This window comes from Mesorhizobium jarvisii (genome assembly GCF_003601985.1).
GTDB lineage: Bacteria > Pseudomonadota > Alphaproteobacteria > Rhizobiales > Rhizobiaceae > Mesorhizobium > Mesorhizobium jarvisii.
Genome location: NZ_QZXA01000007.1, coordinates 238,362 through 263,034 on the forward strand (window position 1 = coordinate 238,362; position 24,673 = coordinate 263,034).

31 protein-coding genes are annotated in these 24,673 nt (G+C 62.2%); 10 read left to right on the plus strand and 21 right to left on the minus strand.

Features of this window, described 5'->3' with window-relative positions; genetic code table 11:
• The gene (locus D3242_RS19380) at positions 1-1,878 is read right to left on the minus strand and encodes an ABC-F family ATP-binding cassette domain-containing protein (protein ID WP_020628819.1); all 1,878 of its coding nucleotides are present in this window, start codon (positions 1,876-1,878) and stop codon (positions 1-3) included.
• Between the two features lie 452 nt (positions 1,879-2,330).
• On the opposite strand from D3242_RS19380, the gene D3242_RS33315 reads away from it, so the two are divergent.
• Positions 2,331-2,543, plus strand: a complete 213-nt coding sequence (locus D3242_RS33315) for a hypothetical protein (RefSeq protein ID WP_064984922.1) — start codon at positions 2,331-2,333, stop codon at positions 2,541-2,543.
• Positions 2,544-2,814: 271 nt separating this feature from the next.
• A complete protein-coding gene (locus D3242_RS19385) occupies positions 2,815-3,486 on the plus strand; it encodes a Crp/Fnr family transcriptional regulator (RefSeq protein WP_064984923.1) in 672 nt (223 codons plus the stop codon).
• 75 nt (positions 3,487-3,561) lie between these two features.
• Here the strand turns inward: D3242_RS19385 and D3242_RS19390 are convergent, their stop codons facing one another.
• The 4 genes from D3242_RS19390 to D3242_RS33570 form a co-directional block, all read right to left on the minus strand.
• Positions 3,562-4,020 (minus strand): Ros/MucR family transcriptional regulator, encoded by a 459-nt coding sequence (locus tag D3242_RS19390; RefSeq protein ID WP_019857325.1) that lies wholly within the window; start codon positions 4,018-4,020, stop codon positions 3,562-3,564.
• Positions 4,021-4,172: 152 nt separating this feature from the next.
• Complete coding sequence (locus D3242_RS19395; RefSeq protein ID WP_019857323.1) at positions 4,173-4,376, minus strand: hypothetical protein; 204 nt, start codon at positions 4,374-4,376, stop codon at positions 4,173-4,175.
• Positions 4,369-5,295 (minus strand): DMT family transporter, encoded by a 927-nt coding sequence (locus D3242_RS19400; RefSeq protein ID WP_064984925.1) that lies wholly within the window; start codon positions 5,293-5,295, stop codon positions 4,369-4,371. The genes D3242_RS19395 and D3242_RS19400 overlap by 8 nt, the downstream gene beginning before the upstream one ends.
• A gap of 45 nt (positions 5,296-5,340) precedes the next feature.
• Entirely contained in the window at positions 5,341-6,177 is an 837-nt protein-coding gene (locus tag D3242_RS33570; protein WP_019857320.1) for a hypothetical protein, read from the minus strand.
• Between the two features lie 112 nt (positions 6,178-6,289).
• Here D3242_RS33570 and D3242_RS19415 point away from each other — a divergent pair, with 112 nt between their 5' ends.
• Complete coding sequence (locus tag D3242_RS19415; RefSeq protein ID WP_019857319.1) at positions 6,290-7,249, plus strand: LysR substrate-binding domain-containing protein; 960 nt, start codon at positions 6,290-6,292, stop codon at positions 7,247-7,249.
• Positions 7,250-7,329: 80 nt separating this feature from the next.
• The gene (locus D3242_RS19420; RefSeq protein ID WP_027046687.1) at positions 7,330-7,905 is read left to right on the plus strand and encodes a GNAT family N-acetyltransferase; all 576 of its coding nucleotides are present in this window, start codon (positions 7,330-7,332) and stop codon (positions 7,903-7,905) included.
• A gap of 23 nt (positions 7,906-7,928) precedes the next feature.
• Here D3242_RS19420 and D3242_RS19425 read toward each other — a convergent pair whose 3' ends face one another.
• Positions 7,929-8,441: a DinB family protein gene (locus D3242_RS19425; protein WP_019857317.1), complete on the minus strand. Its 513-nt coding sequence runs from the start codon at positions 8,439-8,441 to the stop codon at positions 7,929-7,931.
• A gap of 67 nt (positions 8,442-8,508) precedes the next feature.
• Between D3242_RS19425 and D3242_RS19430 the strand changes: the two genes are divergently transcribed.
• On the plus strand, positions 8,509-9,201 hold the full coding sequence (locus tag D3242_RS19430) for a glutathione S-transferase family protein (protein WP_064984929.1): 693 nt from the start codon (positions 8,509-8,511) through the stop codon (positions 9,199-9,201).
• Positions 9,202-9,284: 83 nt separating this feature from the next.
• On the opposite strand, the gene D3242_RS33985 is transcribed toward D3242_RS19430, so the two are convergent.
• Positions 9,285-9,710 carry a DUF2934 domain-containing protein gene (locus D3242_RS33985; RefSeq protein ID WP_223217754.1) on the minus strand — a complete coding sequence of 142 codons (426 nt, stop codon included), beginning with the start codon at positions 9,708-9,710 and terminating at the stop codon, positions 9,285-9,287.
• Positions 9,711-9,841: 131 nt separating this feature from the next.
• Here D3242_RS33985 and ndk point away from each other — a divergent pair, with 131 nt between their 5' ends.
• Positions 9,842-10,264 (plus strand): nucleoside-diphosphate kinase, encoded by a 423-nt coding sequence (ndk, locus tag D3242_RS19440; RefSeq protein WP_019857314.1) that lies wholly within the window; start codon positions 9,842-9,844, stop codon positions 10,262-10,264.
• A 60-nt stretch (positions 10,265-10,324) separates the two neighbouring features.
• Here ndk and D3242_RS19445 read toward each other — a convergent pair whose 3' ends face one another.
• From D3242_RS19445 to D3242_RS19470, 6 genes are all read right to left on the minus strand, one after another.
• Positions 10,325-11,089, minus strand: coding sequence for a YbaY family lipoprotein (locus D3242_RS19445; RefSeq protein WP_064984930.1), 765 nt, complete (start codon positions 11,087-11,089; stop codon positions 10,325-10,327).
• 95 nt (positions 11,090-11,184) lie between these two features.
• Positions 11,185-11,664: a molybdenum cofactor biosynthesis protein MoaE gene (locus D3242_RS19450; protein WP_064984932.1), complete on the minus strand. Its 480-nt coding sequence runs from the start codon at positions 11,662-11,664 to the stop codon at positions 11,185-11,187.
• A 5-nt stretch (positions 11,665-11,669) separates the two neighbouring features.
• On the minus strand, positions 11,670-11,927 hold the full coding sequence (gene moaD, locus D3242_RS19455; protein WP_019857311.1) for a molybdopterin converting factor subunit 1: 258 nt from the start codon (positions 11,925-11,927) through the stop codon (positions 11,670-11,672).
• A 1-nt stretch (position 11,928) separates the two neighbouring features.
• Positions 11,929-12,525 (minus strand): CDP-diacylglycerol--glycerol-3-phosphate 3-phosphatidyltransferase, encoded by a 597-nt coding sequence (gene pgsA, locus D3242_RS19460; RefSeq protein WP_064984934.1) that lies wholly within the window; start codon positions 12,523-12,525, stop codon positions 11,929-11,931.
• 97 nt (positions 12,526-12,622) lie between these two features.
• Entirely contained in the window at positions 12,623-14,689 is a 2,067-nt protein-coding gene (gene uvrC / locus D3242_RS19465; protein ID WP_064984936.1) for an excinuclease ABC subunit UvrC, read from the minus strand.
• The gene (locus tag D3242_RS19470) at positions 14,686-15,450 is read right to left on the minus strand and encodes an SDR family oxidoreductase (RefSeq protein ID WP_064984937.1); all 765 of its coding nucleotides are present in this window, start codon (positions 15,448-15,450) and stop codon (positions 14,686-14,688) included. The genes uvrC and D3242_RS19470 overlap by 4 nt, the downstream gene beginning before the upstream one ends.
• 413 nt (positions 15,451-15,863) lie before the next feature.
• On the opposite strand from D3242_RS19470, the gene D3242_RS19475 reads away from it, so the two are divergent.
• The gene (locus tag D3242_RS19475; protein ID WP_038645772.1) at positions 15,864-16,520 is read left to right on the plus strand and encodes an outer membrane protein; all 657 of its coding nucleotides are present in this window, start codon (positions 15,864-15,866) and stop codon (positions 16,518-16,520) included.
• A gap of 61 nt (positions 16,521-16,581) precedes the next feature.
• Here the strand turns inward: D3242_RS19475 and D3242_RS19480 are convergent, their stop codons facing one another.
• Positions 16,582-17,178 (minus strand): glutathione S-transferase family protein, encoded by a 597-nt coding sequence (locus D3242_RS19480; protein ID WP_027046685.1) that lies wholly within the window; start codon positions 17,176-17,178, stop codon positions 16,582-16,584.
• A gap of 458 nt (positions 17,179-17,636) precedes the next feature.
• Between D3242_RS19480 and D3242_RS33800 the strand changes: the two genes are divergently transcribed.
• Positions 17,637-18,095 (plus strand): hypothetical protein, encoded by a 459-nt coding sequence (locus D3242_RS33800; RefSeq protein ID WP_208645780.1) that lies wholly within the window; start codon positions 17,637-17,639, stop codon positions 18,093-18,095.
• A gap of 519 nt (positions 18,096-18,614) precedes the next feature.
• Positions 18,615-18,926 carry a transcriptional regulator gene (locus D3242_RS19490; protein ID WP_081296144.1) on the plus strand — a complete coding sequence of 104 codons (312 nt, stop codon included), beginning with the start codon at positions 18,615-18,617 and terminating at the stop codon, positions 18,924-18,926.
• A 108-nt stretch (positions 18,927-19,034) separates the two neighbouring features.
• Here D3242_RS19490 and D3242_RS19495 read toward each other — a convergent pair whose 3' ends face one another.
• From D3242_RS19495 to D3242_RS19520, 6 genes are all read right to left on the minus strand, one after another.
• Positions 19,035-19,649 (minus strand): LysE family translocator, encoded by a 615-nt coding sequence (locus tag D3242_RS19495; protein WP_019857303.1) that lies wholly within the window; start codon positions 19,647-19,649, stop codon positions 19,035-19,037.
• A 238-nt stretch (positions 19,650-19,887) separates the two neighbouring features.
• Positions 19,888-20,724, minus strand: a complete 837-nt coding sequence (locus D3242_RS19500; RefSeq protein ID WP_064984939.1) for a DMT family transporter — start codon at positions 20,722-20,724, stop codon at positions 19,888-19,890.
• The gene (locus tag D3242_RS19505) at positions 20,721-21,302 is read right to left on the minus strand and encodes a TetR/AcrR family transcriptional regulator (RefSeq protein ID WP_038652405.1); all 582 of its coding nucleotides are present in this window, start codon (positions 21,300-21,302) and stop codon (positions 20,721-20,723) included. The genes D3242_RS19500 and D3242_RS19505 overlap by 4 nt, the downstream gene beginning before the upstream one ends.
• A gap of 135 nt (positions 21,303-21,437) precedes the next feature.
• Positions 21,438-21,890 carry a hypothetical protein gene (locus tag D3242_RS19510; protein WP_019857300.1) on the minus strand — a complete coding sequence of 151 codons (453 nt, stop codon included), beginning with the start codon at positions 21,888-21,890 and terminating at the stop codon, positions 21,438-21,440.
• 89 nt (positions 21,891-21,979) lie between these two features.
• Positions 21,980-22,342, minus strand: coding sequence for a DoxX family protein (locus tag D3242_RS19515; protein ID WP_064984941.1), 363 nt, complete (start codon positions 22,340-22,342; stop codon positions 21,980-21,982).
• Between the two features lie 30 nt (positions 22,343-22,372).
• Positions 22,373-22,795, minus strand: a complete 423-nt coding sequence (locus D3242_RS19520; RefSeq protein WP_019857298.1) for a VOC family protein — start codon at positions 22,793-22,795, stop codon at positions 22,373-22,375.
• Between the two features lie 205 nt (positions 22,796-23,000).
• On the opposite strand from D3242_RS19520, the gene D3242_RS19525 reads away from it, so the two are divergent.
• Positions 23,001-23,774 (plus strand): AraC family transcriptional regulator, encoded by a 774-nt coding sequence (locus D3242_RS19525; protein WP_064984942.1) that lies wholly within the window; start codon positions 23,001-23,003, stop codon positions 23,772-23,774.
• Positions 23,775-23,809: 35 nt separating this feature from the next.
• Here D3242_RS19525 and D3242_RS19530 read toward each other — a convergent pair whose 3' ends face one another.
• Positions 23,810-24,658, minus strand: coding sequence for a 23S rRNA (adenine(2030)-N(6))-methyltransferase RlmJ (locus tag D3242_RS19530; protein ID WP_064984944.1), 849 nt, complete (start codon positions 24,656-24,658; stop codon positions 23,810-23,812).
• Positions 24,659-24,673 lie beyond the last annotated feature (15 nt).

The window sequence follows — 24,673 nt, forward strand, 5'->3', positions numbered from 1 at the left end:
CTACTCCGCCGTGCCTTCCTCATACTCGGCCGACATGGTCAGCCATTTTTCCTCGTGGCCGGCCAGCGTCTGGGCGAGCTGCGAGCGCTCCTTGGCCAGGCGCGTCGCCGTCGAGGGATCCTTTTCGTAGATCGCCGGATTGGCCAGTTCGTCCTCGATGCCGTCGATGCGTTTGCGGATGCGGTCCATCAGCGCTTCTGTGGCGCGGATTTCCTTGGCCAGCGGTTCGAAGGCGGCGCGGCGCGCCGCCGCATCGCGGCGGCGGTCGGCTTTTGACGCCTTGTCGGCCTCGCGCCTGCCGCGGCGGTCGCCGGACACGCCGGTGACCAGCGTCTTGTAGTCCTCCAGGTCGCCCTCATACGGATTGACCGCCCCGTCCTTGACCAGCCAGAGCCGGTCGGCGGTCGCCTCAAGCAAATGGCGGTCGTGCGAGATCAGGATGACAGCCCCGGGAAATTCGTTGAGCGCATGGATCAGCGATTCACGGCTGTCGATGTCGAGATGGTTGGTCGGCTCGTCGAGGATGAACAGGTTCGGCCCCTCGAAGGCCGACAAGCCCATCAAAAGCCGCGCCTTCTCGCCGCCGGACAAGTCCTTGGCTGGCGTATTCATCTTCTCGGTCGTCAGACCGAACTGGGCAACACGACCGCGCACCTTGGACTCCGGCGCCTCCGGCATCAGCCGGCGGACATGCTCATAGGCGTTTTCCTCCGGACGCAGATCGTCGAGCTGATGCTGGGCGAAGATCGCCACCTTCAGCCCGGGCGCCACCGTCATCGTGCCGCTCTCCTGCTTGAGCCGGCCCGACAGCAGCTTGGCGAAGGTCGACTTGCCGTTGCCGTTGGCGCCAAGCAGCGCGATGCGGTCGTCGGCGTCTATGCGCAACGTCATTTTCTTCAGGATCGGCTGGCCTTCGGTGTAGCCGACATTGACGTTGTTCAGCGCCACGATCGGCGAGGCCACGGTCTTCACCGGTTCGGGAAAAGAGAACGGCCGCACCGAATCGTTCACGATCGCCGCGATCGGCTTCATCTTTTCCAGGGCCTTGATGCGTGACTGCGCCTGTCTGGCCTTGGACGCCTTGGCGCGGAACCGCTCGACGAAGGATTCCATGTGCTTGCGGGCGGCCTCCTGTTTGACGCGACCCTTTTCCTGCAATTCCTTCTGCTCGGTGTATTGGCGCTCGAACTGATCGTAGCCGCCGCGCCAGAAGGTCAGCTTCTTCTGGTCGAGATGAACGATCGAGTTGACGGCACGGTTGAGCAGGTCGCGATCGTGCGAAATCAGAAGCACGGTGTGCGGGTATTTCGACACGTAGTTTTCCAGCCACAGCGTGCCTTCGAGATCGAGATAGTTGGTCGGCTCGTCGAGCAGGAGCAGATCAGGCTCTGAAAACAGCACGGCGGCCAATGCCACGCGCATGCGCCAGCCGCCGGAGAAGGACGAGGCCGGCCGGCGCTGCGCCGCGTCGTCGAAGCCGAGGCCGGCGAGGATGGTTGCCGCGCGGGACTCGGCCGAATGCGCGTCGATGTCGGCCAGCCGCATGTGGATGTCGGCGATGCGGTGCGGATCGGTGGCGGTCTTTTCCTCTTCGAGCAGCGCCGTGCGTTCGAGGTCGGCCTTGAGCACGATCTCGATCAGCGGCTCCTCGGTTCCCGGCGCTTCCTGCGCCACCTGGCCGATGCGCGTATTCTTCGGCAGGCTGATCGAGCCGGTCTCGGAGGGAAAATCGCCGGTGATGGCCTTGAACAGCGTCGTCTTGCCGGTACCGTTGCGGCCGACAAGGCCGGCCTTGGTGCCGGCCGGCAAGGTCAGCGAGGCATGGTCGAGAAGCAGGCGCCCGGCCATGCGGAGCGAAAGGTCGTTGATGATCAGCATGGCCGCGCTTTTGCACTGGACATCAACGCTTCGCAAGACCTTCCGGGCCAGTTGGCCGCACAAGGCCTGAAACACAGGCGGGAGCGCGAGGCGAATTGGTGGCCTTGTCCGTGAAATTCGTGCCTGTCCTCGACGACCGCCGAAGGCCTGATCGCGAAACGCGCCTGCGCTCATCACCGGAAAATCCTCGAAGGCTAAAGGCAAAGTCTATCGGCACACTGTCCGCGCCGTGGTGGTCAATATTGAACAGACGGGCGCCCGACGCGCGTCCTACGCTTCACGAGCTGACGAAACCGGACTGCCCCCCAACCACGTTTGGTTACGACAGCAGGAACCCCGGCCGGGGATTTTTCAGCATGGCAAAGGAAACGGCTCGGCATCAATCGGAAAACCGGGTCCGATGAAACTCCCATCAGGGCCCGAATGAACCAAGGCGGCATGGAGATTCGAGGATGGCCACGCTTCCGTTGGCGCTCAAGATCGCAGACGCCGTTTCCGATGCCCAGCGGCGTCGGCGCAGGCTGGACATAGCAGCCGTTGCCAGTCTGTTGCTCGACGCCCATCCCGAGGCTGGGCATAGTTTGATGGAAATTGCCGACACATTGCGGGATGAAGTTGCATCCCAAGGAACCTTGGCACAGGGAACTGCAGCGACGTCTTGTTAGCATCGACATCGCAGGCCGACTTCCCAACCATTCCGAACACTGCGGCGGGCGTGCCTTACGTGACGAAGCCCCGGCCAGGGACTCTTCAAGACGCCAGGAGATCGGGGGAGGAAGACCCGAATAACGCCGACCGCATTTGGATAGTCTTCGCAGCGGGCCGCGTCTGGTCAATATTGACCGGTTCCGCGAGATATCGGATTCTGTTTCATCGAGGCTGAAGCCTCGTCAGCATCGTGATAAAATCCAATCTGGTCAGTGGATGGGGTCATTGATGGAAGGAAGATCAGATCAGCCGTTCGACCCGAAGGTTTTTCTGGCGAAAGCAGATCTCGGGCGCACCATCACACGGTATGGACCCAACCAGAAGATATTCTCGCAAGGCGATGTCGCGGCTTCGGTCTTCTACATCAATGAGGGCCAGGTCAAAATCAGTGTCCTGTCCGAACAGGGAAAGGAAGCTGTCGTCGCCATAATGGGGACCGACGATTTCTTCGGCGAAGGTTGCTTGGCCGGCCAGACCCGGCGCATGGCAACGGCGGTTGCGATGACCGATTGCGAGATCATGCAGTTGGACAAGAATGCGATCATGCGCGTCATTCATGATGAGCCGGCCTTTTCGGAAATGTTCATCGCGCATCTTCTGACACGAACCATCCGTGTCGAAGAGGATCTGGTCGATCAGCTTTTCAATTCGAGCGAAAAGCGCCTGGCACGGGCACTTCTGCTGCTTGCAAATTTCGGCAAGGAAGGAAAGCCAGAACCCATTCTCGGCAAGGTCAACCAGGAGACGCTTGCCGAAATGATCGGCACAACGCGACCGAGAGTCAGCTACTTCATGAACAAGTTCCGCGACCTCGGATTCATCGAGTACAATGGGAAACTCGTGGTGCACAGTTCGCTGCTGAACGTGGTTCTGCACGATCAACCACAAATCAGACGGTGAACCCGGAAGGGCAAAGCCGCCTTCCGGGTTCTATTGGCTGTCGCGTCTAGGCCAACTGGCCGGGGCGCTTCCCGCTTAGCCAGCCGCCTTGCGCTTGGCTCCCTTTGCCACGGCGGCCGGTGCGGCTGCCGGTTTGCGGCCAAGTCCCGTCGACTTTGCTAGCGCCGACCGGGTCGCCGAGTAATTGGGAGCGACCATCGGATAGTCCGGCGGCAAGCTCCATTTGGCCCGATAGTCGTCCGGGCTCAGACCATAGTCTGTCCTGAGATGTCGCTTGAGCGACTTGAACTTCTTTCCGTCTTCCAGGCAGATGATGTAGTCGGGAAACACCGACTTTTTCGGGTTTACGGCCGGAACCAGGCTCGGGCTTTCTACGACGACCGCGCCAGCCAACTTTCGAACCGAGGCGCTGACGCTGGCAATCAGGTCAGGCAGGCCGGAAGCTGGTAGCGGATTGTTGCCTACATAGGCCGAGACAATATCGGCCGTTAGCTCTATAACGGTCTTATCCTCGATATTTGACAATTCTTTCATCCTATTTGCGAGAAAGTCATCCACCCCAGCGAAGACTTCGTCGACGTATCTCTTTAACCGCGTCCCCCCAACGGGCCGCCAAGTACCAAAACGAATCAAGACTTGGCGTCAACTATCTTTATGGGAAATGCACGCTGCGCAATTTAGAAAATCTAATACTTGGAAGCAGCAGACTTGGTCGTCCGGGTATCGGCCAATATCTCAAGAATACGCCGCCAACGGGCACAGCGCCCGAAATCCTTCTGCTCAATTGCCTTTTCGGCCTTCATCGCCGCGTAGAGCGGTGCTTCGGCACCAAATTCCTTGATCAGCCAATGCGCTTCCTGCCTGGCGAGACGTTCATTGTCGTCAAACATAGTCTTGCGCCTCCGAGCGCTCCAGTCCGACCGCGATACAACTGCCGATGACGAGGACGGCCCCGGCAATGGCGGTTGTCGTCAACCGTTCGCCGGACAGGGTCAGCAGCAACGTCGAGGCAATCGGCGTGAGATAGGCGACGACCGCGACCTTGCCGCTGCCTTCGAGCTTCAAGGCCCGCGACCAAAAGTAATAACCCAGCCCCATCGGACCGGCGCCGAGATAGAGTCCCAGGGCGAGATCGACGCCGGAGGGCCAGGCGACGCCTTCGCCAGCGGACCAAAAAAGCGTCAAGGCGACACCGACCAGCGACGAAGGCAGCAGCAGGCGATCGGGCGAAGTGGCGAGCCGTCCCACCATCACCGAATAGAAAGCCATGCACAGCGCAGATCCAAATGCGGCGAAATAGCCGACGATATCGCCCTGGAACCAGCTGCTCTCACGCCCTCCCGAAATCACTAACGCAACACCCACGAAGCCAAGGGCCGCGGCAAGACCCAGCAAGACCGGGCGCCGGGGATTGTCGAAGGCGATCACTGCCGCGGCGACCATCAAGGGCCAGGTGTAGGCCACGAGATTGGCTTCGATCACCGGCATCGAGGCGAAGGCGATGTATTGCAGCACCATGGTGCCGACCAGACCGATGAATCCGACCGCGAGAGGTGCGAGTGCCGCCCTTGGCGCCATTGGCGGCGCTTCCTCGCGGCTCATGAACCGGATCAAGGCGAAGACCAATGCAGCTCCCGCAAATTGCAGGAACTGCACTTGCGATACCGGATGGGTTGCCAGCAGGGATTTGCCGACCAAAGCATTGGTCGACCACAAAGCCACCGCGCCGGCAGCAAAGACCAGCGCCGATATCGAGCCTGATCCATGCCAAAACAATCGGCCTGGGGCTCTATCCCTGTGTTGGACCATGATCTCGTCCGAAGACCGGCTCCCACTTTTCGGGATTATGGTTGATTACCATGATTCCCTGGCTCCGCCCGAAACCTGTGCTTCGGCGGCCGGGGTGGGCGTCGGATGTTCCGCCTCGAACCGGCGATAGGCCGGCAACTGGTTGGTCCAGACGTCTTCAGCCAGTTCGTTGACCCATTCACGGTCGTGATCATTGTCGGCGGCGAGATAGAACATGCGGTTGTCGTCGACATAGGGCTTGGCCACAGAACGCTGGTTGAGCACAAGGGTGACGCGCTCGCCATACTGGATCGGGGCGGTGCGATGCAGGACGCCAAGGAACTGCCCGAGCGTCGCGTAGTTCATCTTGTGATCGATGCGCATGATGCGGTTGCGCGGGATCTCGCGGCCGGATTCGAGGATGGCGCGGCCGGTCTCGGAATCGTCGCAATAGATTTCGAGATGGCCGCCGACGAGCGGATCGCTGATCGACAGCGGAATGAGTTCGGTAACCGGAACGCCGTCGCAATGCCATTCGACGGCGCCATCCCTGGGATTCATGAAGGTGACGGTCGAACCGACGATCGACAGCGGATAGGGCTCAAGTTTCGTGCCCATCATGTCGGATAGCCGCTCGAGGCGCAGCTTGTCGTGCAGCAACTCCTTGATTTCGGGAATGAAACGGTCGGCGCCGGTGATGAAGGTCAGGTCGAGGTGCTTGTGCACGGCGTGGCTGTCCTTGAGCTTCAAGGCGGCCTCCTCGATTGCCGCGAGCAGCGCCGGGTCATAGCCATGCAGATACTGTGCAACGCCGAAACTCGACACTTTCCAGGCGGTTTCGTGGCCGATAATGGCCTCGCGGCTCATCGCATAGCGCAGATCGGGTATGGTATGTGCGTTCATTGTACTTCTCCAAGTGGGGGGCAAACACTTGGTTAACAGTCGATTAAATTAGCACCCCCTGTAAAATTAGGAATGCTGGTGCTAGTGTAAGCCCAGCTTAAGGTCGAAGCCGGTGCGTTTGCTCAGTCAGGTCAACCTCAATTCGCTGAAAATCGTGGAGAGTGCTGCGCGCCACGGGAATTTCACGCGAGCCGGAGAGGAGCAGTTCATCACTGCGTCAGCGGTCAGCCAGCGCGTCAAGAGCCTTGAGGATCAGCTGCGCTTCAAGATTTTCCAGCGCGGTGGCAATGCGGTGTCGCTGACGCCGGAAGGCGAGACCTATGTCTCGCGCGTTCGCGAGGCGCTGGAGCGGATCGTCGCCGCCAGCATGGAAGCGACCGGGCAATCGCAGGAACATGTGCTGAAGATATCCGTGCTGCCGACCTTCGCAGCACGCTGGCTGTTTCCGCGCCTGCCGGAGTTCCAGCGGCGACATCCCGATATCGTGATGCGGGTTTCGACCTCCTACGCGACGCATGAGTTCTCGACCTCGGATTTCGATCTCGAAATCCGCTATGGCGACGGCCATTTCAACGGGCTGCCATCCGATCTGCTGTTTCGGGAGGACCTGACACCGGTGTGCAGCCGCAAACTGTTCCATGAGGTTCTCGGCGACAAGCCGGTGTCCAAGGTGGAGCCGGACGATCTCAGGCACTTCACACTTCTGCATTCCGACACCTGCACCCAGAACTGGCAGTCCTGGCTTGGCTTTGCCGGTGCCAGCTTCGTGCTCAGCGAGACCAAAAGCATCTATTTCGACTCGTGCATGATGTCCTATGAGGCCGCCAATGCCGGAATGGGCTTTGCCGTGGCCAACCGTGCCTATATGGCCAGCGACATCCGCGCCGAAAGGCTGGTCGCTCCCTTTGCCGTCCACCATCCGAATACCGCCGGCTGGTATTTCGTCTCACCCCAGAAGTGCTTTGCCGCACGTAAGGTGCTGCTGTTCAAACAATGGGTCATGGCGGAAGCGGCTTCGACGCAACGCCAATTGGACAGTGAAATCCGCGACTTGGCTACCGAAGCTGTCTGAAATTCGTATCAGCGCCCAATTGTCCCCCGATGACCGCCGGTCAGAAAATTGAGGACCATCGGTTAATGGACGTCCAATCCATGCAACCTGTCCTGGCCGGCAAGATTGTGGAACTCAAGCCGCTTCAGCCGGGGCATTCGCAGGGCCTTCTGTGTGCGGCCGCGGACGGTGAGCTGTGGAACCTCGCGGCCACCGTGGTTCCCGGGCCAGCCACGATCGATGACTATGTAGCCTGCGCCCTGGCTGGACGACGGGCCGGGACCGTCATGCCTTATACAATCGTGCTGCGCGGCACGGGAGCGATCTGCGGGAGTACGCGGTTCTGGAAGATCGATCGCATGAACAGAAAATTGGAGATTGGGCACACGTGGCTCAGCGCTTCGGTTCAGCGATCAGGGGTCAATACCGAGGCAAAGTACCTTCTCCTGGCCCATGCCTTCGAGGTCATGGCGTGTGTGCGAGTGCAGTTCACCACCGATGAACTCAATGACGCATCGAGAGCGGCCATTCTGCGGATAGGGGCAAAGCAGGAAGGGATCGTTCGCAACGAGCGGATCATGCCAGACGGCAGGAAACGCAATTCCGTGCGGTTCAGCATCATCGATTCCGAATGGCCTGACGTGAAGGCCATGCTTCTGCAGAAGATGCGGCGGTAGTCGGCGCAGGCCGTTCGCCCGGATCAGGCGAAAGCCCTGCCCTCTTCGGTACGCTGGAAATGCGCCAGATCGAGCGGCACGGAAGGACGGCCGAGGACAGTCAGGATCATATGCGCCTGGCCGCGATGATGGGTCTGGTGGTTGAAGACATGCGCCAGCGCGGGCGCAAGACGCTGCGAGACGGTGCGCATGTCCGACAGGGTCATATAGGTGAAGCGGCCCGACAGCGCCTTGTCGCTCAAGCCGGAGAGCCAGTCGATGATCCGCCGGTCCTCGGCCTCGCGCGCCGTCCTCAGCTTGGGCAAGGCCCGATGCAGTATGGCATCCAGCGCCGTCGGCGCGTCGCCCTCGCCGGTGAAGCGCTTCATCCAGATGCGATCGGCGGCGAGCAGATGGTTGAGGGTGCCCATCAGCGAGCCGAAGAAGGCGCCGACGTCGCGATTGAATTCCTCTTCATCAAGGTCCGCGGCGGCATCATAGATGCGGCCATTGGCCCATTGATTATACGCCGCAAACATCATGAAGTGCTGTTTCATCTTTTCTCCCGCCGCCCCGTTTCGGGGTGTCGCGAGCGATACCTAGACCGCAAAGAGACCCGCGCCAATGACCATTCTGCTTTATGAGCTCGTCGGGCGTGACGAGAGCCGTCCGTTCAGTCCGCATTGCTGGAAGGCGACAATGGCGCTGGCCCACAAGGGGCTCGATATCTCGACCGCGCCGACGCGTTTTCTCGAGGTGCCCGCCATCGAGGGCGGCGCCTCGAAAACCGTTCCGGTGATCCGCGACGGCGACAAGGTCGTCATCGATTCCTTCGACATCGCGCTCTATCTCGAGGAAGCCTATCCGGACCGGCCGACGCTGTTTGGCGGCGACGGTGGCAAGGCGATGGCGCGCTTCATCGAGCGCTGGTCGCAATTGACCATCCATCCCTACGTCACCACTGCGGCGCTCGTCGACCTCCATGCCATGCAGGACGAAGAAAACGCCGTGTATTTCCGGCAGAGCCGGGAGCAGCGCTTCGGCAGGCAGCTGGAAGATGTCGTCGCGGCGCGCGATGCCGGCCTGGCGGCGTTTCGGACTTCGCTCGAACCGCTGCGCTCGATGCTGGGCTACCAGCCTTTCATCGGCGGCACCTCACCGCTGTTTGCGGATTACATCGTCTTCGGCGCGCTGCAATGGGCGCGCATCGCCACGCCCTACCAGCTGCTTGAAGACAGCGATGCCGTGGCGCAATGGTTCGCGCGTTGCCTCGACCTGCATGGCGGGCTGGGACGAAAGGTTGCGGCAGCGGCCTGACGGCCGCAAGCGCTTGCCCTGCCCGCAAGGCAGATTGGACGCGCCGTCTATCCGTGGCGAGAATCAGCGGCAGGACAGCGGGCCTACTTGGCCGCCTTCTTTGGCTTGCTGGTCTTCGGCTTGCTGGCTTTCGCGACAGCTTTCTCTTCCTTTGGAGCGGCTTTGGCCTTGCTGGCGCCAGATGCCTTCTTGGCCGGCGTCTTGGCTGCCGACGGCTTGCCCGCATCTTCCCGATCGATATCGGCTGCCGCCTGGTGCCAATGGCGTTCGTGGTGACCCGCCGGTTGCCCCTCTTCCTGCCAGATCTGATGTGCGCGGTTGCGAATGCGCTCCTGACGATCGTCTGCCATGGTCATGTTGTCTCCATTCGGGCCGACTTCAGCGCGGCGCCGACGCGTGACTATAGCAAGCAAAGCGTTGCTGTGCAGCCGTCTGATGTCGCCTGACGGCTTGCCGGCCTGACATAGATGTGCGTAGCGTTGCGGCCCTTCAATCCCCGCTTTGGGCACTCGTCATTCTGAAAGCCAGGCAATCGGCTTTCCGTCCGCTTCGCGGACCGCTCCTCACCCCTTGGCAATGGGCCGGGCGGCTTGTATAGAGCCCGCCACTCTCAATTCCATTTCTCAGACAAGGAAACCCCATGGCGCTCGAACGCACCTTTTCCATGATCAAGCCGGACGCGACCCGGCGCAACCTCACCGGCGCCATCACCCAGATGCTCGAAGACGCCGGCCTGCGCGTCATCGCATCGCGCCGCGTCTGGATGAGCCGCCGCGAGGCGGAAGGTTTCTACGCCGTCCACAAGGACCGTCCCTTCTTCGGCGAACTGGTCGAGTTCATGTCGTCGGCTCCGACGATCGTCCAGGTGCTGGAAGGCGAGAATGCCATTGCCAGGAACCGCGAAGTGATGGGCGCCACCAACCCGGCCAACGCCGCCGAAGGCACCATCCGCAAGGTCCACGCGCTGTCGATCGGCGAGAATTCGGTGCACGGCTCCGACGCGCCGGAAACCGCCGCGCAGGAGATCAAGTACTGGTTCTCGGACACCGAGATCGTCGGCTGAGCCGATACTGCAAAATCTCATGCAAAAGGCCGGCGCTTCGCCGGCCTTTTCATTTGGCGATCAGCTCGCGGCGCTGAAGCGCAGGATTTCGCGGCCGTCCTTGTCCGATATGGCGAGCTTGCCGGCATCGACCTTGTAGGATGCCGCCTTGGCCAAGGCATCGAACAACGCCTTTTCCTCGGCCATCACCTCCGGCGCGCAGGCCTTGTAGGTCGAGCCGATGCCGCTGATGGCGATCGCCTGGCCATCGACCTTGGCGGTGGCGAAGTAGGTGTTGCAGGGGCCGCTGCCGCCCGCCTTGCCAGCCTCGCTGACCCTGAGCGTCGCCTGCGGCGCGGTGATGGCGCCAATCCCATCGACGTAGTCGAGCACCCAGAGCTGGCCAAAGACGGAAGCCGCCGGCTCGGCGCCTGACGCCACCATTTTGAGCATGATGGTCTGCGGCGCGTCAGTCAGCGGGTCCAGCTGATGGCGCACATCGGAAATGAACATCAACTTGCCGTCAACGGTGATCCGCGCCTGCAGCGCATAGGTCATCTGCGACCGGATCACCGAAGGATCGAACTTGATCTCGAAGCTGATCGGCACCTGGCCGGCCGGCTTGACCGTCTGCTCGCCGATGATCTTGCCCGGTGCATCGGCCAGTGAAACATCGGCAAGCTGGACGGAAAGCACGGCGCTGGGCGGCAGGGCGATGCGTTCGCGATAGATCACCTCGCCCCTCACCGCCTTTTCGGCGGCCACGGACAGTTCCGGTACCGCCAGGATGCCGACGACCAGAGGCACGAAACCGAAGACGAAGAACTCCGCGAGCCTGTCCAGCATGACCACCTCCCTTGCCCGGACTGCCAATCCCCGGGGCTGATCAACCTCACGCAATTGGCCAAAGGATTGCGGTCAATACATGGCTGCGACTGGATTTATTCGGACGGTGACTTCCAGCGCTTTGCCGCCTGGGCGTCGGTTTCCTTGGCCTCGACCCAGCCACCTTCGGAACCATCGGCGCGATGCTCCTTCTTCCAGAAGGGCGCGCGCGATTTGAGGTAATCCATGAGAAAGTTCGCCGCTTCGAACGCGGCCTGGCGATGGCCGGAGGCGGCCACCACCAGCACGATATTCTCGCCCGGACGAACCTTGCCATGGCGGTGGATGACGGTGAGGCCCTGCAGCGGCCAGCGCTCAACCGCCTCGGTGGCGATGCGGCCGATCTCGGCCTCCGCCATGCCGGGATAATGTTCGAGCTCCAGTGCCGAGAGCGCGCCCTGCTCATCGCGGCAGAGGCCGGAGAAAGAAACCACCGCGCCAATGTCGCTGCGGCCTTGCGTCAGTCCGGCGATCTCGGCGGCGACGTCGAAATCCTCGCGCTGGATGCGCACGGTCGGCGCCAGGACGGCCGACATGGGTGTCAACCTCCGGTCATCGGCGGGAACAGCGCGATCTCGCGCGCGCCCGATATCTTTTCGCGGTGGTCGACATGTTCCTGGTTGATGGCAACGCGGATCACGTCGGGATATTGCAGCGCGTGTTCGTAGCCCTCGCCGCGCGATTGCAGCCAGCGCAAAAGGTCGGCGACGGTCTCGATGCCGGCGGGCAATTCGACATCCTCTTGAGGCATGCCGATCCGTTCGCGCACCCAGGCAAAATAGATAAGGCGGGTCGTCATCTCACTCGCCCATGATGTGCTTGAGGCCGGCGCGGAAATAGTCGTAGCCGGTGTAGAGCGTGACGAGTGCGGCGATCCACAGCAGCACAAGGCCGGTCTGCGTCGTCAGCGGGAAGATCTTGTCACCGGCCGGTCCTGCCAGCAGGAATGCGATGGCGACCATCTGGATGGTGGTCTTCCACTTGGCAAGCTGCGTCACCGGCACCGAGACCTTGAGTGCCGCCAGATATTCGCGCAGGCCGGAAACCAGGATTTCGCGGCACAGGATGATGATGGCCGCCCACAGCGACCAGCCGGCGATGCCGGCATGGCGATCGGTGTCGGCCGCCAGCAGCAAAAGGCAGGTCGCGACCAGCAGCTTGTCGGCGATCGGGTCGAGCATCTTGCCGATATTGGAGGTCTGCTGCCAGGCGCGCGCAAAATAGCCGTCGAAATAATCGGTGACGGATGCCAGCAGAAAAATGACCAGCGCCGACCAGCGGGCGAAGTCGCTCGATTTCAGATGGCCTTCGAGAAAAAAGCACAGCACCACCAGCGGCACCGCGATGATGCGGGCGTAGGTCAGCATGTTGGGCAGGTTGAACGCGCGCTGGGCCATATCTGGTGGACTCTTTCTGCCTGCGTACTCAAATCAGAAGCGAATGTAGGGGGTCAACAGGCCAGATTCGACTGGCCAGCTGAAAGTGCCGAATTTTTCAACTTTCGTGAAAATGATTGTAGACCAGTTTGGCGACCTGTTCGGAAATACCGTCGACTTTCCTCAGATCCTCGATCGCGGCACGGCTGACGGCCTTGGCGGTGCCGAATGCCAGCAGCAGCGCGCGCTTGCGGCCGGGGCCGATGCCGGCGATCTCGTCGAGCGGGCTTTTGACCATCTCCTTCTTGCGCCGCGCCCGGTGAGAGCCGATGGCGAAGCGATGGACCTCGTCGCGCAGCCGCTGGACGAAATAGAGCACGGGGTCGCGCACCGGCAGCGAAAAAGAATCCCTGCCCTTGACGAAAAAGCGCTCGCGGCCGGCATCGCGGTCCTGCCCCTTGGCAATGCCGATCGCCACGACGCGGTCCTCGATGCCGAGATCGGCGAGAATCTTGCGCACGGCCGTCATCTGGCCCTGGCCGCCATCGATCAGGATGACGTCGGGCCAGGCCGGGAAGCTGCCGGAGATGTCGTCTTCGACATCATCGCCCGCTTCCACCGAAGCCGCGTCGTCGGGCGCGACATCGCCATGCTCCTTGAGCAGTCGCGAAAAGCGCCGCTCCATCACCTCGCGCATCATACCGAAATCGTCGCCCGGAGTGATCTCGGTCGAGCGGATGTTGAATTTCCGGTACTGGTTTTTCACGAACCCTTCCGGTCCCGCGACAACCATGGCGCCGACGGCATTGGTGCCCATGATGTGCGAGTTGTCGTATACCTCGATGCGCGCCGGCGGCTTGGCCAGGCCGAAGGTCTCGGCGAAACCGGCAAGCAACCGTCCTTGCGTCGAGGTTTCGGCCAGCCTGCGGCCCAACGCCTCCCGCGCATTCTGCAGGGCGTTGTCGGTCAGGTCCTTCTTCTCTCCGCGCTGCGGCACAGAGATCGCAACCTTGCGGCCGGCGCGGGTCGAGAGCGCCTCGGCCAGCAATTCCTGGTCCTCGACGCCGTGCGACAGAAGGATTGCGCGCGGCGTCGGCTTGTCGTCGTAGAACTGCGCCAGGAACGAGCCCAACACCTCGGCCGCTTCCAGGGCAGGATCGGCCTTCGGGAAATAGGCGCGGTTGCCCCAGTTCTGGCCGGTGCGGAAGAAGAACACCTGGATGCAGACCTGCCCGCCTTCCTGATGGATGGCGAAGACATCGGCCTCGTCGACGGTCGCCGGGTTGATGCCCTGATGGCTCTGCACATGCGACAGGGCGGCCAGCCGGTCGCGATAGATGGCGGCCCGTTCGAAATCGAGGTCTTCAGATGCCTGCTGCATGGCGGCCGAAATCTCGGTCTTCACCTTCTGGCTGCGGCCGGACAGAAAATCCTTCGCCTCGGCGACCAGTTCGGCATAGCCGTCATGCGAGATTTCGCCGGTGCAGGGGCCGGCGCAGCGCTTGATCTGATACAGCAGGCACGGCCGCGTGCGGTTCTCGTAGAACGAGTTGGTGCAACTGCGCAGCAGGAAGGCGCGCTGCAGCGAATTGATGGTGCGGCCGACGGCGCCGGCCGAAGCAAAGGGGCCGAAATAGTCGCCTTTCCGCGACCGCGCGCCACGATGCTTGTAGATGCCGGGCGAGACATGGTCGCCGGTCAAAAGGATATAGGGAAACGACTTGTCGTCGCGCATCAGCACGTTGAATCGCGGCCGCAAGCGCTTGATAAGATTGGCTTCGAGCAGCAGCGCCTCGATCTCGGTGCGGGTGACGACGAATTCCATCGTCGACGTCTCGCGCACCATGCGGCCGATGCGGTTGGTGTGGAACCGGCCTTGCGCGTAGTTGGTGACGCGCTTCTTCAGGCTGCGCGCCTTGCCGACATAGAGCACGTCGCCTGCGGCGTTCATCATGCGGTAGACGCCGGGTGCGTTGGGCAGCCGTTTGACCATGGTCTGGATCACCTCGGCGCCGACCATGCCTTCGGCATCGCCGGCATGCGGCGTCCAGTCAATGGCGGTGAAGGCGACATCCGGGCCTGTCGGTTCGACGATCTCCTCGAGCGCCTCGTCCTCGAGGTCGATTTCGGGAGGCAGGTCATCGGCGCCGCCACGCGCCTTGTTTTTGTGATCCAAAGGACTCATTCCGTCATGCCTGTCACATCGGGCGTCTGCCATGCAAGATGCTGGCCGCCATCGAGCGCGATCATCTGACCGGTGACCGAGCGCGCATCCCAGAGATAGCGGATGGTGGCGCCGAATTCCGGCAATTCCGGGCCGCGCTTCAGGATCAGGCCAGCGAGCTGTGCGCCAAAATCGGTATCGTCCTGGCGCACATTCTTCAGTGTCGGGCCAGGCCCGATCGCGTTGACGCGAATGCGCGGGCCGAGCGCCTGCGCCAGCATCTGGGTCTGGGTCCACAAAGCCGACTTCGACAACGCGTAGGAGAAGTAGCGTGGCGTCGGCCTCCAGACGCGCTGATCGATGATATTGACGATCATCCCCTCGCGCCCTTCAGGCAAGGCGCGGGCGAAATTCTGCGCCAACAGCGCCGGCGTTTTTACGTGGATCGCAAAGTGGCGGTCCCAGGCCTGCCAATCGAAATCCTCAATGGAATCGTCGACGAAAAGCGAAGCATTGTTGACCAGCAGAGAGATTGGACCCAGCGCGGCCTCCGCCTTGCCGACGAGGCCGCTGACGGCGCTCATGTCGGTCAGATCCGCCCCAACCACGGTGGCGCGGCCGCCGGACTGATTGATCCCCGCGGCCAAGGCATCCGCCTCGTCGTGCGAGCGATTGGCGTGGATGGCGACGGCAAAGCCATGGCCGGCGAGGTCTTCGACAATTGCCTTGCCGATCCGTTTCGCCCCGCCCGTCACCAGGGCCGCGGGAGTGGCTTTGCTCATCTGCTGTCAATCCTCGATTTCGGGCCGAAAACACGACGCCGACGAAATATGGCCCCGCATGCGTTAAACGGCATTCGCACTTGGGGCAGCATTGTGGCGAAACGCCCGGTTCGGCATGCCGACTCGTCTTGGAGTCGGAACCGCCGGAACGCAATATAGGATGCTGGACTCCTTGCACCAAGCGGTGTGCAGCGCAGCATGAAATGGCTGCTGACATTTCGCTGTTGCGAAGATGCAACGTCAAGGTTCCGCCTCATTCGCGCCGGGTAATGACCCAAGTTCAGGTTCGCTTCAGCCGCATTTTGACACGACATTTGGAACCGACGAACGCCAGATCCGTTTCACCCCCCGGACGGGTTGATGGCGATCGTGAGAAACAAGCCTGTGTCCTGTGGCTTAAGGAGTAAAGAACAATGCAAGCCAATCTCAAATTCGCACGGCCGCTGGCCGTCGCGCTCGGGCTCTTCGCCCTCGGTGGTACTGCCTATGCCGCAGACGTCGTCCAGGAAGAGCCCCCGGCACCCGCTCCGGTTGCCGAACTGCCTGTCGCATCCTGGGCTGGCCCGTATGCTGGTCTTAACGTTGGCTACGGCTTCAGCGGCCGTACCAAGGAGAAGGATTTCGACGTTTCGACCGGCACAAAGGGTTTCGTCGGTAGCGTCTTCGGCGGCTATCAGTGGCAGCAGGAGAACTTCGTGTACGGCGGTGAAGCCGAACTCGGCTACAACGGCGTCAAGGGTGACGACAACGGCATCAACTCGAAGGGCGGTTTCGAAGGCTCGCTGCGTGCCCGTCTCGGCTACGCCGTGACCCCGGAAATCCTGCTCTATGGCACCGGCGGTCTCGCCGGCAGGAGCCTGAAGGTGGAAGACTCGGTCATTCCGGCCAGCGACACCGCCACGATGATCGGCTGGACCGCCGGCGTCGGCACCGACATCAAGCTGACCGACAACGTCTTCGGCCGTGTCGAGTACCGCTACACGGACTTCGGCTCGAAGAGCTTCGATGGTATCGGCAAGGTAAAGGCGACCGACAACCGCGTCACTTTCGGCCTCGGTATGAAGTTCTAAGTCGTTCAAGCCACGACACGAAAAAGCCGGGCCTCGCGCCCGGCTTTTTTATTGCCGGTGCTCAGGCCGGAACCGCCGACTTCAGCTCCGGAAATTTTTCGTCGAAACGCGCTGCCCAGCGGGTCAACCGGCCACGGCCTTTTTCCCATTTGCCGGCGAAACGCAGCGCGAGATAGCCGAGGCAGGCACGCAACGCCATCTGACCGGCAGTGATCTTCTTCGGCAGTTTCGGCGGATTGGCATTGAGCAGATCGAGCGCGGCGGTGATCTTCGTCCACTGCCGGTCGAGCCAGGGCTGATAGACCATCTCTTCGGGCCGGGTGCGGCGCTCATAGACCATCGACAGCGCGCAATCGCAGATGCCGTCGGCCAGCGCCTCCAGCACCTCCGCCTCCAGCCGCTTGTCGGGATTGCGCGGAAACAAAGCGTTCTTCGAAATCCGGTTGAGGTGCTGGATGATGGCGCGGCTGTCGTGAACAGAACGGCCATCGTCGAGCACCAGCGCCGGGATCTTGCCGAGCGGATTGGCGCCGATCAGTTCGGCTGGTTTGTCCTCGGTCTTGACCGGCACCAGATCGATCGCGACCCCGGCATAGGCCGCGGCCATCCTTACCTTGGAGCTGTAAGGAGAGGTGGACGCATAGAGCAGCTTCGGCATGATCGGTTTCCTGTTTGCAGGCGCCCAGTGTTGACTGGACAGGCACTTGCGATCAACCGCCAGAGCGCGAAAAAACAGCAGCCAGAAACCGATGGCGGTTTCCGCTCCAGACATCACGGACAAGCCCACGGACTGGTACGCCGAAACACGCGCAAACGATGACGGCAGGTTGACGGGATTCAAACCTGCATTCATCCCACGAACCCGAAGCATCGCACCCGGGCCTTCGCCGACCGCGGCAAGGAGACGATCCAAAGAGCGAGCGAGGCAGCCAACCGGCGCCTCGCTTTGCTTGCCCCTCGATCCCATCCCGATGTTCAGCCCTCAAGGCTGAACCCCGCTGCCGGACAGCTTCGATCCAGAGCGTCAGAGCGTCCTTGCGAACCCCGAAGGGATACGCGACGCCCCAACGACTGGTCTACTTCTTGGCCGGAGCCTTCGCCTTCGCAGGCGCTGCCTTGGCCTTCGGCGCGGCGGCTTTCTTCACCGCGGGCTTTGTCGCGGCCGCCGCTGCTTTCGCGGCCGGTTTTGCCGCCGCCTTCGCGGCGGGCTTTGCCGCTGCCTTGGCGGGCGCTGCTTTCTTGGCTACGGGCTTGGCCGCGGGCTTCGCCGCTGCCTTGGCCGCCGGCTTCTTCGCCGGTGCTGCCTTCGCTGCCGGCTTTGCCGCTGCCTTGGCGGGCGCTGCCTTCTTCACTGCTGGCTTTGCCACAGCCTTGGCCGCCGCCGGCTTCTTGGCCGGTGCTGCCTTCGCCGCAGGCTTTGCCGCCGCCTTCGCAGGCGCTGCTTTCTTCACTGCTGTTGCGGCCTTCGCCGCGACTGCTTTTGCGGGTGCTTTCTTTGCCGGTGCCTTGGATGCCGGCGCTTTAGATGACTGCTTAGCCATGTCATGCCCCTTCACGTTATGCCGTTGGCCGTGAATGACCCCGGCGCGCAATGCATATCTGACTCGCGGCTCGCTAGCCAGCGAAGCAATGGTATGATTTTCTCAGCTTAAATTTTGGTTGAGATCGACACACGATCGCACTCGTCATCGCAAAAATCCGCTGCTGATCTTCCGATACCGCCAGCAATTTCACTCCGGCATTCTCGATGCGAACCCACCATGAAGCCGCGAAGATTAGCGAGCAGCTTCACGCATGATCTTTGGCCGCGAATATCACGACCTGCCACCTCATCGAAGCAATCATCTTCTACGAGCGAGCGATCCATGCGGATCACGAGCGCGATGCGACGACCGATCTGAAGATCACCTTGTCAAGCGTAGTTCCATCGCCATCGGCTGATTGACAGATAACTCTGCAAGGCAGAGTATTCTGCGTAAAGTCAGGAGCTGGCGATTTGATTTCGATCACACAAAGGCAACAGACAGGACCGCAGCCCGTAATCGCCGAGCCACGTTGCGACGGTCCTGGGCTTTGCCGCAGTAGAGCCTATCGGTGAGCGCCGACGACATCATCCATCAAAGCATACGGCTCAGGATCATGGCCATCCTGAACACGTTGGAAAGGCGCGAGGCGCTGGAGTTCACCCAGTTGAAGGCCATGATCGAAACGACCGACGGAAATCTCGGAGCGCACATCGATACGCTGGCCAGAGCGGGCTATGTCGATGTCGAGAAGCTTTTCGTCGGGCGACGGCCGCAGACCCGGGTCAAGGCAACGACGATTGGGCGGCGAGCCTTTCGCGGCCACATTGCTTTTCTTCGCAAGATCATCGATCAGGCCGAAGCGACGCAACGCAGGAAATAAGCGCTGCGACCGAGCGATCTCCAACTCTATGCGTTGACGCAATTGCCAAGGGGAAAGCGCTATGCGCTTTTCCCGGGAAAACCGTTTCACACTTTTCCAGGAATTGCTTTAGCGCGTGGCGACCACGGCAACGCCGGCGCCGATCATGACGCCGCCTGCCGCGCGGTTGACCCGGCGCACGATCCTGGGCGTGCGCAACAGACTGCGGGCACGGCCGGCGAGGAGGACATGCCCGCCGATCACCACAATCTCGACAGCCAGGATCACCGCGATCAGGATGCCGAGATGCGCTGATGTGAGCGAGGCACCGACGACGTTGGGCAACAGCGCCACGTAGAACAGCGGCATTTTCGGATTGCCGAGATTGAGCGCGACACCCGTGGCGAAGATCGTCAGCAGCCCGCGCCGCCCTGAGACGGGCTGCAGCTCCGGCACGACGGGCACGGCCGTCCACAGCTTGATGCCCATCCAGATCAGATAGGCCGCTCCGCCGTAGCGAAGCACCGTCATGACGATTGCCATCTTGGCGGCAATGATCGACAGGCCGAAGGCTGCGAGCATCAGGAAGATAAGGATGCCGACCACCGTGCCGGCGCCATAGGCGATGCCCGACGCGGCGCCGCTGGAGATCGTGCGGGCGACGATGGTCATGTTGTCGGGGCCAGGGCTGGCGGCGAACACGAAGAAGGCTCCCGCAAAGGCAATGATGGTGGCAAGGTCCATGACGGTTCCCGAAAGTGACGTGTTGCTCTCGGGTGTTCAGGTTAGCCGATTTGCCTGCCGGCGACAGCCCGAAAGTTCAAGGCCTTCGTGACGCCAGCAGCGCGGCCGCGGCGGATGCCGCGCCGAACAGGCAGGTGCCGCTCCAGCCCCACACCGCATAGGCAAGTCCTGCGAGACCCGAGCCGCAGGCACCGCCGAGAATCATCGTCGCGCGTGCCGGCAGGCGATTTGATTGTCGTCACGATTGATAAGCGAGGCAGATGGCGCCGAGCGCGACTACGGCGCAGGCGCCGACACGGCGGGGCGTCAGCGTCTCGCCAAGAAACAGCCGGCCGATGAAGGCCGCGAAGACGACGCTGGTCTCGCGAATCGCGGTGATCGGGCCGGCCGGCCCGAGCGCCAAGGCCGCCACCACGACGCCATAGGCGAGAAGCGCGAACAGGCCGCCGCCCAGTGCCTTCCAGGTTTCCGGCGCCCGCGGGTCGACAGCAAGCCGGCCGCGGCAAGCAACGAAGGTCGCCGGCAGCAACGCACCATAGGCCAGCAGCACCCAGGCCGTGTAGGCGCCGACATTGCCCGCCGCACGGACGCCGATCGCATCGACCGTCGCATAGGCGGCGATGATTGCTCCCGTTGCCAGCGCGTAGAGGATCGATGTCGTGGCGGCCCTTCCGCGTCCAAGCGACAGACCCATGATGCCGCCACCGACCAGGGCAACGCCGACGGTCTCCAGAACGGTGAGTTGCTGGCCGGCGAGCAGGAAGCCGCCAAGGGTGACGAGCAGAGGCACGCTGCCGCGAACAATCGGATAGACCTGTCCCAATTCGCCGTATCTGTAGGCAGCCACCAGGAACACGCTGTAGCCGACCTGCAGGCAGGCCGAGAGGGCGACATAGAGCCAGGCCGATGTGGCTGGAAAACCGTTGATGATGGCAAGAGGAACGGCCAGCGCCGTGCTGGAGAAGCTCATGACGGTGACGGTCCACAACCTGTCGGCGCCGGTTCGCAGGAAGGCGTTCCAGCTTGCGTGCAGGATCGCCGCGAAGAGCGCGAGCCCGATGACCAGCGGGCTCATTGCGGCCTGCGCGAGGCGGCGACGACGTCCAGGGCCGTCTTGCGGGCTTCACGCAATGCGGTATCCGCCTGCCCCATCTGCGCCATCAGGGTGGCGCCTTCGATCAGCATCAACAGCGTCGCCGCCACGTTCTCGGCCCGGCCGCGCGGCATCACCTCCGACAGGATCGACCGCATGCGCTGCCTCAAGCCATTCTTCTGCCTGGCGACAGCCTCGAACACCGGGTGACCGGGATCGCCGAACTCGGCCAGCGCATGCGCGAACAGACAGCCGTGGAAATCCGGGCTGCGGAACCAGCGCCCATGCCAGTCGAATATCTCTGCGATCTTCTGCTCCGGCGTGATGCTCTTCTGGGCAAGCTGGTTGAGCTGATCGTCAAAACGCCTGGCGCGATAGTCGAGCACGGCGACGATCAGCTCGTCCTTGCTGGGGAAATGCCGGTACATCGTCATCTTGGCCACGTCGGCCTCGGCGATGATCCGGTCGATGCCGGTGGCATGGAAGCCGGCGCGCTTGAACAGCGCATAGGCGGTTTCGACAACATGCTGGCGTTTGTCGGAGACAGGCGACGGTGTCATGATGCGCACCATGTGATGAGACAGGTCTGTCTCATACTCATGTGACGAATCTCACTTTCTGTCAACACGGCACAAAAAACGCCTGCGGCTGATCGAGCCGCAGGCGCCAAAGCAGTCGGGAATGGAAGGCTGCGTCTAGCGCAGGACGCGGCAGCGGCCGTTATAGACCATCCAGCGGTCGAAGCCCGAGACGCAGAACTCGACATTGTCGCCGATCGAGGCGAAGCCCTGGCCTTCCTCGATCAGGTACCAGATGGTGCGGTCGCGTCCGTCGGAGAGACTGACGGTGGCGCCGCAATAGCGGCGGCCGATCGGCCAGGTGTCGTTGGCCGGCAGATAGCGATGCTGGTGGATGCGCCGGAAATCGGTGATCTGCACATCAGGCAGATGCGGCACGTGATGCACCTGATGGGAGAAGCGGCTGGTGATCTTGCTCAGCACCCAGGGCTGGCCGCAGACGCCGCCATCGTCATCGGAATAGACGGCAAGGTCGGCCGCCTGCGCCGCCTGGGTGATACCGAGAGGCGCGGCAAGCGGGGTGCAGAGCGAAATCAGGGCGGCAAGTGCGGATTTGGCGAAGCGAGTCATGGCAGCCTCTCAAGGTCGATTGCGCGCACTGTGCGGATTCGCTCGGCGGCGGTCAAGCGGTTGCCGAAACAATGGTTTCCAGAACAAGACTAGACGGTTGCCGCAAGCAGCAATCCGCCAATAACGGCGAAATTGACCAGAAAGGCGGATCGCGACGTTTGCCGTTCCAGGCCCTCACAGGCCCAGAACCGCAGCAGGAGCATGTTCGCCGCCAGCGTAAACACGACCAGTGCGCCGGCGGCGAAAGGCACCGCAATGCCCATGGCAAACAAGGAGCCGGCGACGATCTCCAACGCCGAACCCGCGGCGAGCAGGAAGGCCGGGGCCGGAAAGTGCCGGCCGGCCAGATACTCGGTCATTGCCTTGAACTTCACGAAATGTTCGACGCCGGCCCATACAAACACGCCGCCGATCAGAAGCGCGCCCAGCGCCTGAACCGTTTGAGCGAACATGCCAACCTCCTGCCAGATGCCTGCCAGGGTTCAGTCCTCGGGAAGAAAGGCAGGGTTGAAGACGACTTCCCAGAGATGGTCATCCGGATCCTGAAAATAGCCGGCATAGCCACCCCAGAACGTGTCCTGGGCGGGCTTGACGGCGCGCGCGCCGGCGCTGATGGCCTGCGCCATCACGGCATCGACCTCGGCCTTGCTCGTGACATTGTGACCGATGGTGAATTCGGTCGGGCTGCGGCCGGTTTGAGCGACGCCGGCGTCATGGGCGATGTTGGGGCGTTCGAAGATCGCGAACTTCAAGCCGTTCCGCAGATCGAAGAAGGCGACAGCGCCGTGCTCGAACTCCTTGCCGATGATGCCTTCGGTCGGAAACCCCAGTCCGTTTCGGTAGAATTCGAGCGACGCCTCCAGATTATCGACACCAAGCGTGATGACACTGATGCGAGCTTTCATTTTGGTTTCTCCTTTCTATATTCTGGGCTTGAATGGTATCGGTGACCTCGGCGCCGATGTGGCCGCGATGACACCGAAAAGCTTCGTGCAGGTTTGCCATGGCGAGAGCGGCCCGCATTGAAGATTTCGGCCAAAATGGCCCCGGACCCGAATGGCGAGCGAACGAGAAGACCAAGGGCCGAGCAGACTGACGAAAGCTTAAGGGATGGAAGCTGTACTGGCGCAGACCACCGGCTTTTTCCAGGAACGCCCCGCAGACAGGCGGCTGGCTGCCACTTTCGCGTCCGTCTGGGTTCACCGCATGCGGGACCGGGACGCTCCACCTGTCTTGATAACGCCGGACGCCACGATCGACCTGCAGTGGACCGACGGCCGGTTCCGGATCGCGGGACCGGACCGGGAGCCGCAGATCGAGACACTGCCGTCAGGAGCGACGATTGTCGGATTGAGATTCCGGCCAGGGGCGGCCGCCGGCTGGCTAGGCGTGCCGGCCAACCGGATTTTGGGAGAGCGCCTCGACCTCGGTGACCTCTGGGGTGTGCGGGCGCGCCATCTGGGAGGCAACGTCCGCGCCACGCCCGATCTCGCGAGCATGGTGGGACAATTGGAGAAGGCAATCGGCGCGTACACGCAAAACCAGCATGCGCCCGATACGGTCATGGGCTTTGCCTTTGACGTCATCGACCGGGGTCTGCCAGCCGACAAGCCGCTGGTGCCGTTCCTGCTGCGCACCTTGCATATGAGCGAGCGGACGCTGCGTCGCCGTTTCGAAGAGAGTTTCGGCTACGGCCCAAAGACGCTCGACCGCATCCTGCGCTTTCATCGCTACCGGCGCTTGAGGCAAACGTCAGGCGACGCTTCAACCGCGGTGCTGGCGGTCGAAGCCGGCTATTCGGATCAGGCTCATCTGATACGCGAGAGCAGGCGATTGTCCGGCGTCACGCCATCTGCGCTCGCAGACGCCTCTTCGAGACCATAGCAGCGCCGCCCGCCGAGGTCGAAAGCCGAGGCTGCCTACTCTCCCGCCAGCCATTCCAGCGACCAGTGCGCCGCCTTTTCCACGGCAAGCAGTTTGTGCAGGGCCGGCAGCACGGTTCGCAATTCGCCTTCCAGCGTGAAGGGCGGGTTGACCACCACCATGCCGCTGCCATCGAGGCTGGGTTCCAAAGAGGCCGGCCTGATCTCGAATTCTATGTCGAGGATTTTCGGGATGCCGGATTGCTTCAGTGCCTTCCTGAAGGCGATCACCGCCTTGCGGTCCTTGATCGGATACCACAGCGCATAGATGCCGCCGGGCCAGCGCTTATGTGCCCTTATGAGGCCGTCGACGAGGCGGCCGAACTCGCCCTCCTCCTCGAAGGGCGGATCGATGAGCACCAGGCCGCGCTTCTCCTTCGGCGGCAGATGCGCTCCGAGCGCCAGCCAGCCATCGAGTTCCATCACCCGCACCTGGAAGTCGCCGGCGAATTCCGCCTTCAGCTTGGCGGCGTCTTTCGGGTGCAGTTCGATCGCCGACAACCGGTCCTGCTTGCGCAGGAGATGGCGCGCGAGCAGCGGCGAGCCCGGATATTTCTTCACGCCGTCCCCGGGATTGAGCGACCGCACCGCGTCCAGATAGGGCGCCAGCAGCGCGCCCGCCCTGGTATCGAACGAGGCATCGATCAGCCTGCCGATGCCGCCCAGCCACTCGCCGGTCTTCTGTGCCTCGACCGAGGACAGATCGTAGCGGCCAATGCCGGCATGGGTGTCGACGACGCGAAATGCCTTGTCCTTCTGCTTGAGATATTCAAGCAGAAGCGTCAGCACGACGTGCTTGACGACATCGGCGAAATTTCCGGCGTGGTACGCGTGGCGGTAATTCATGATCTGCTGCCGTTA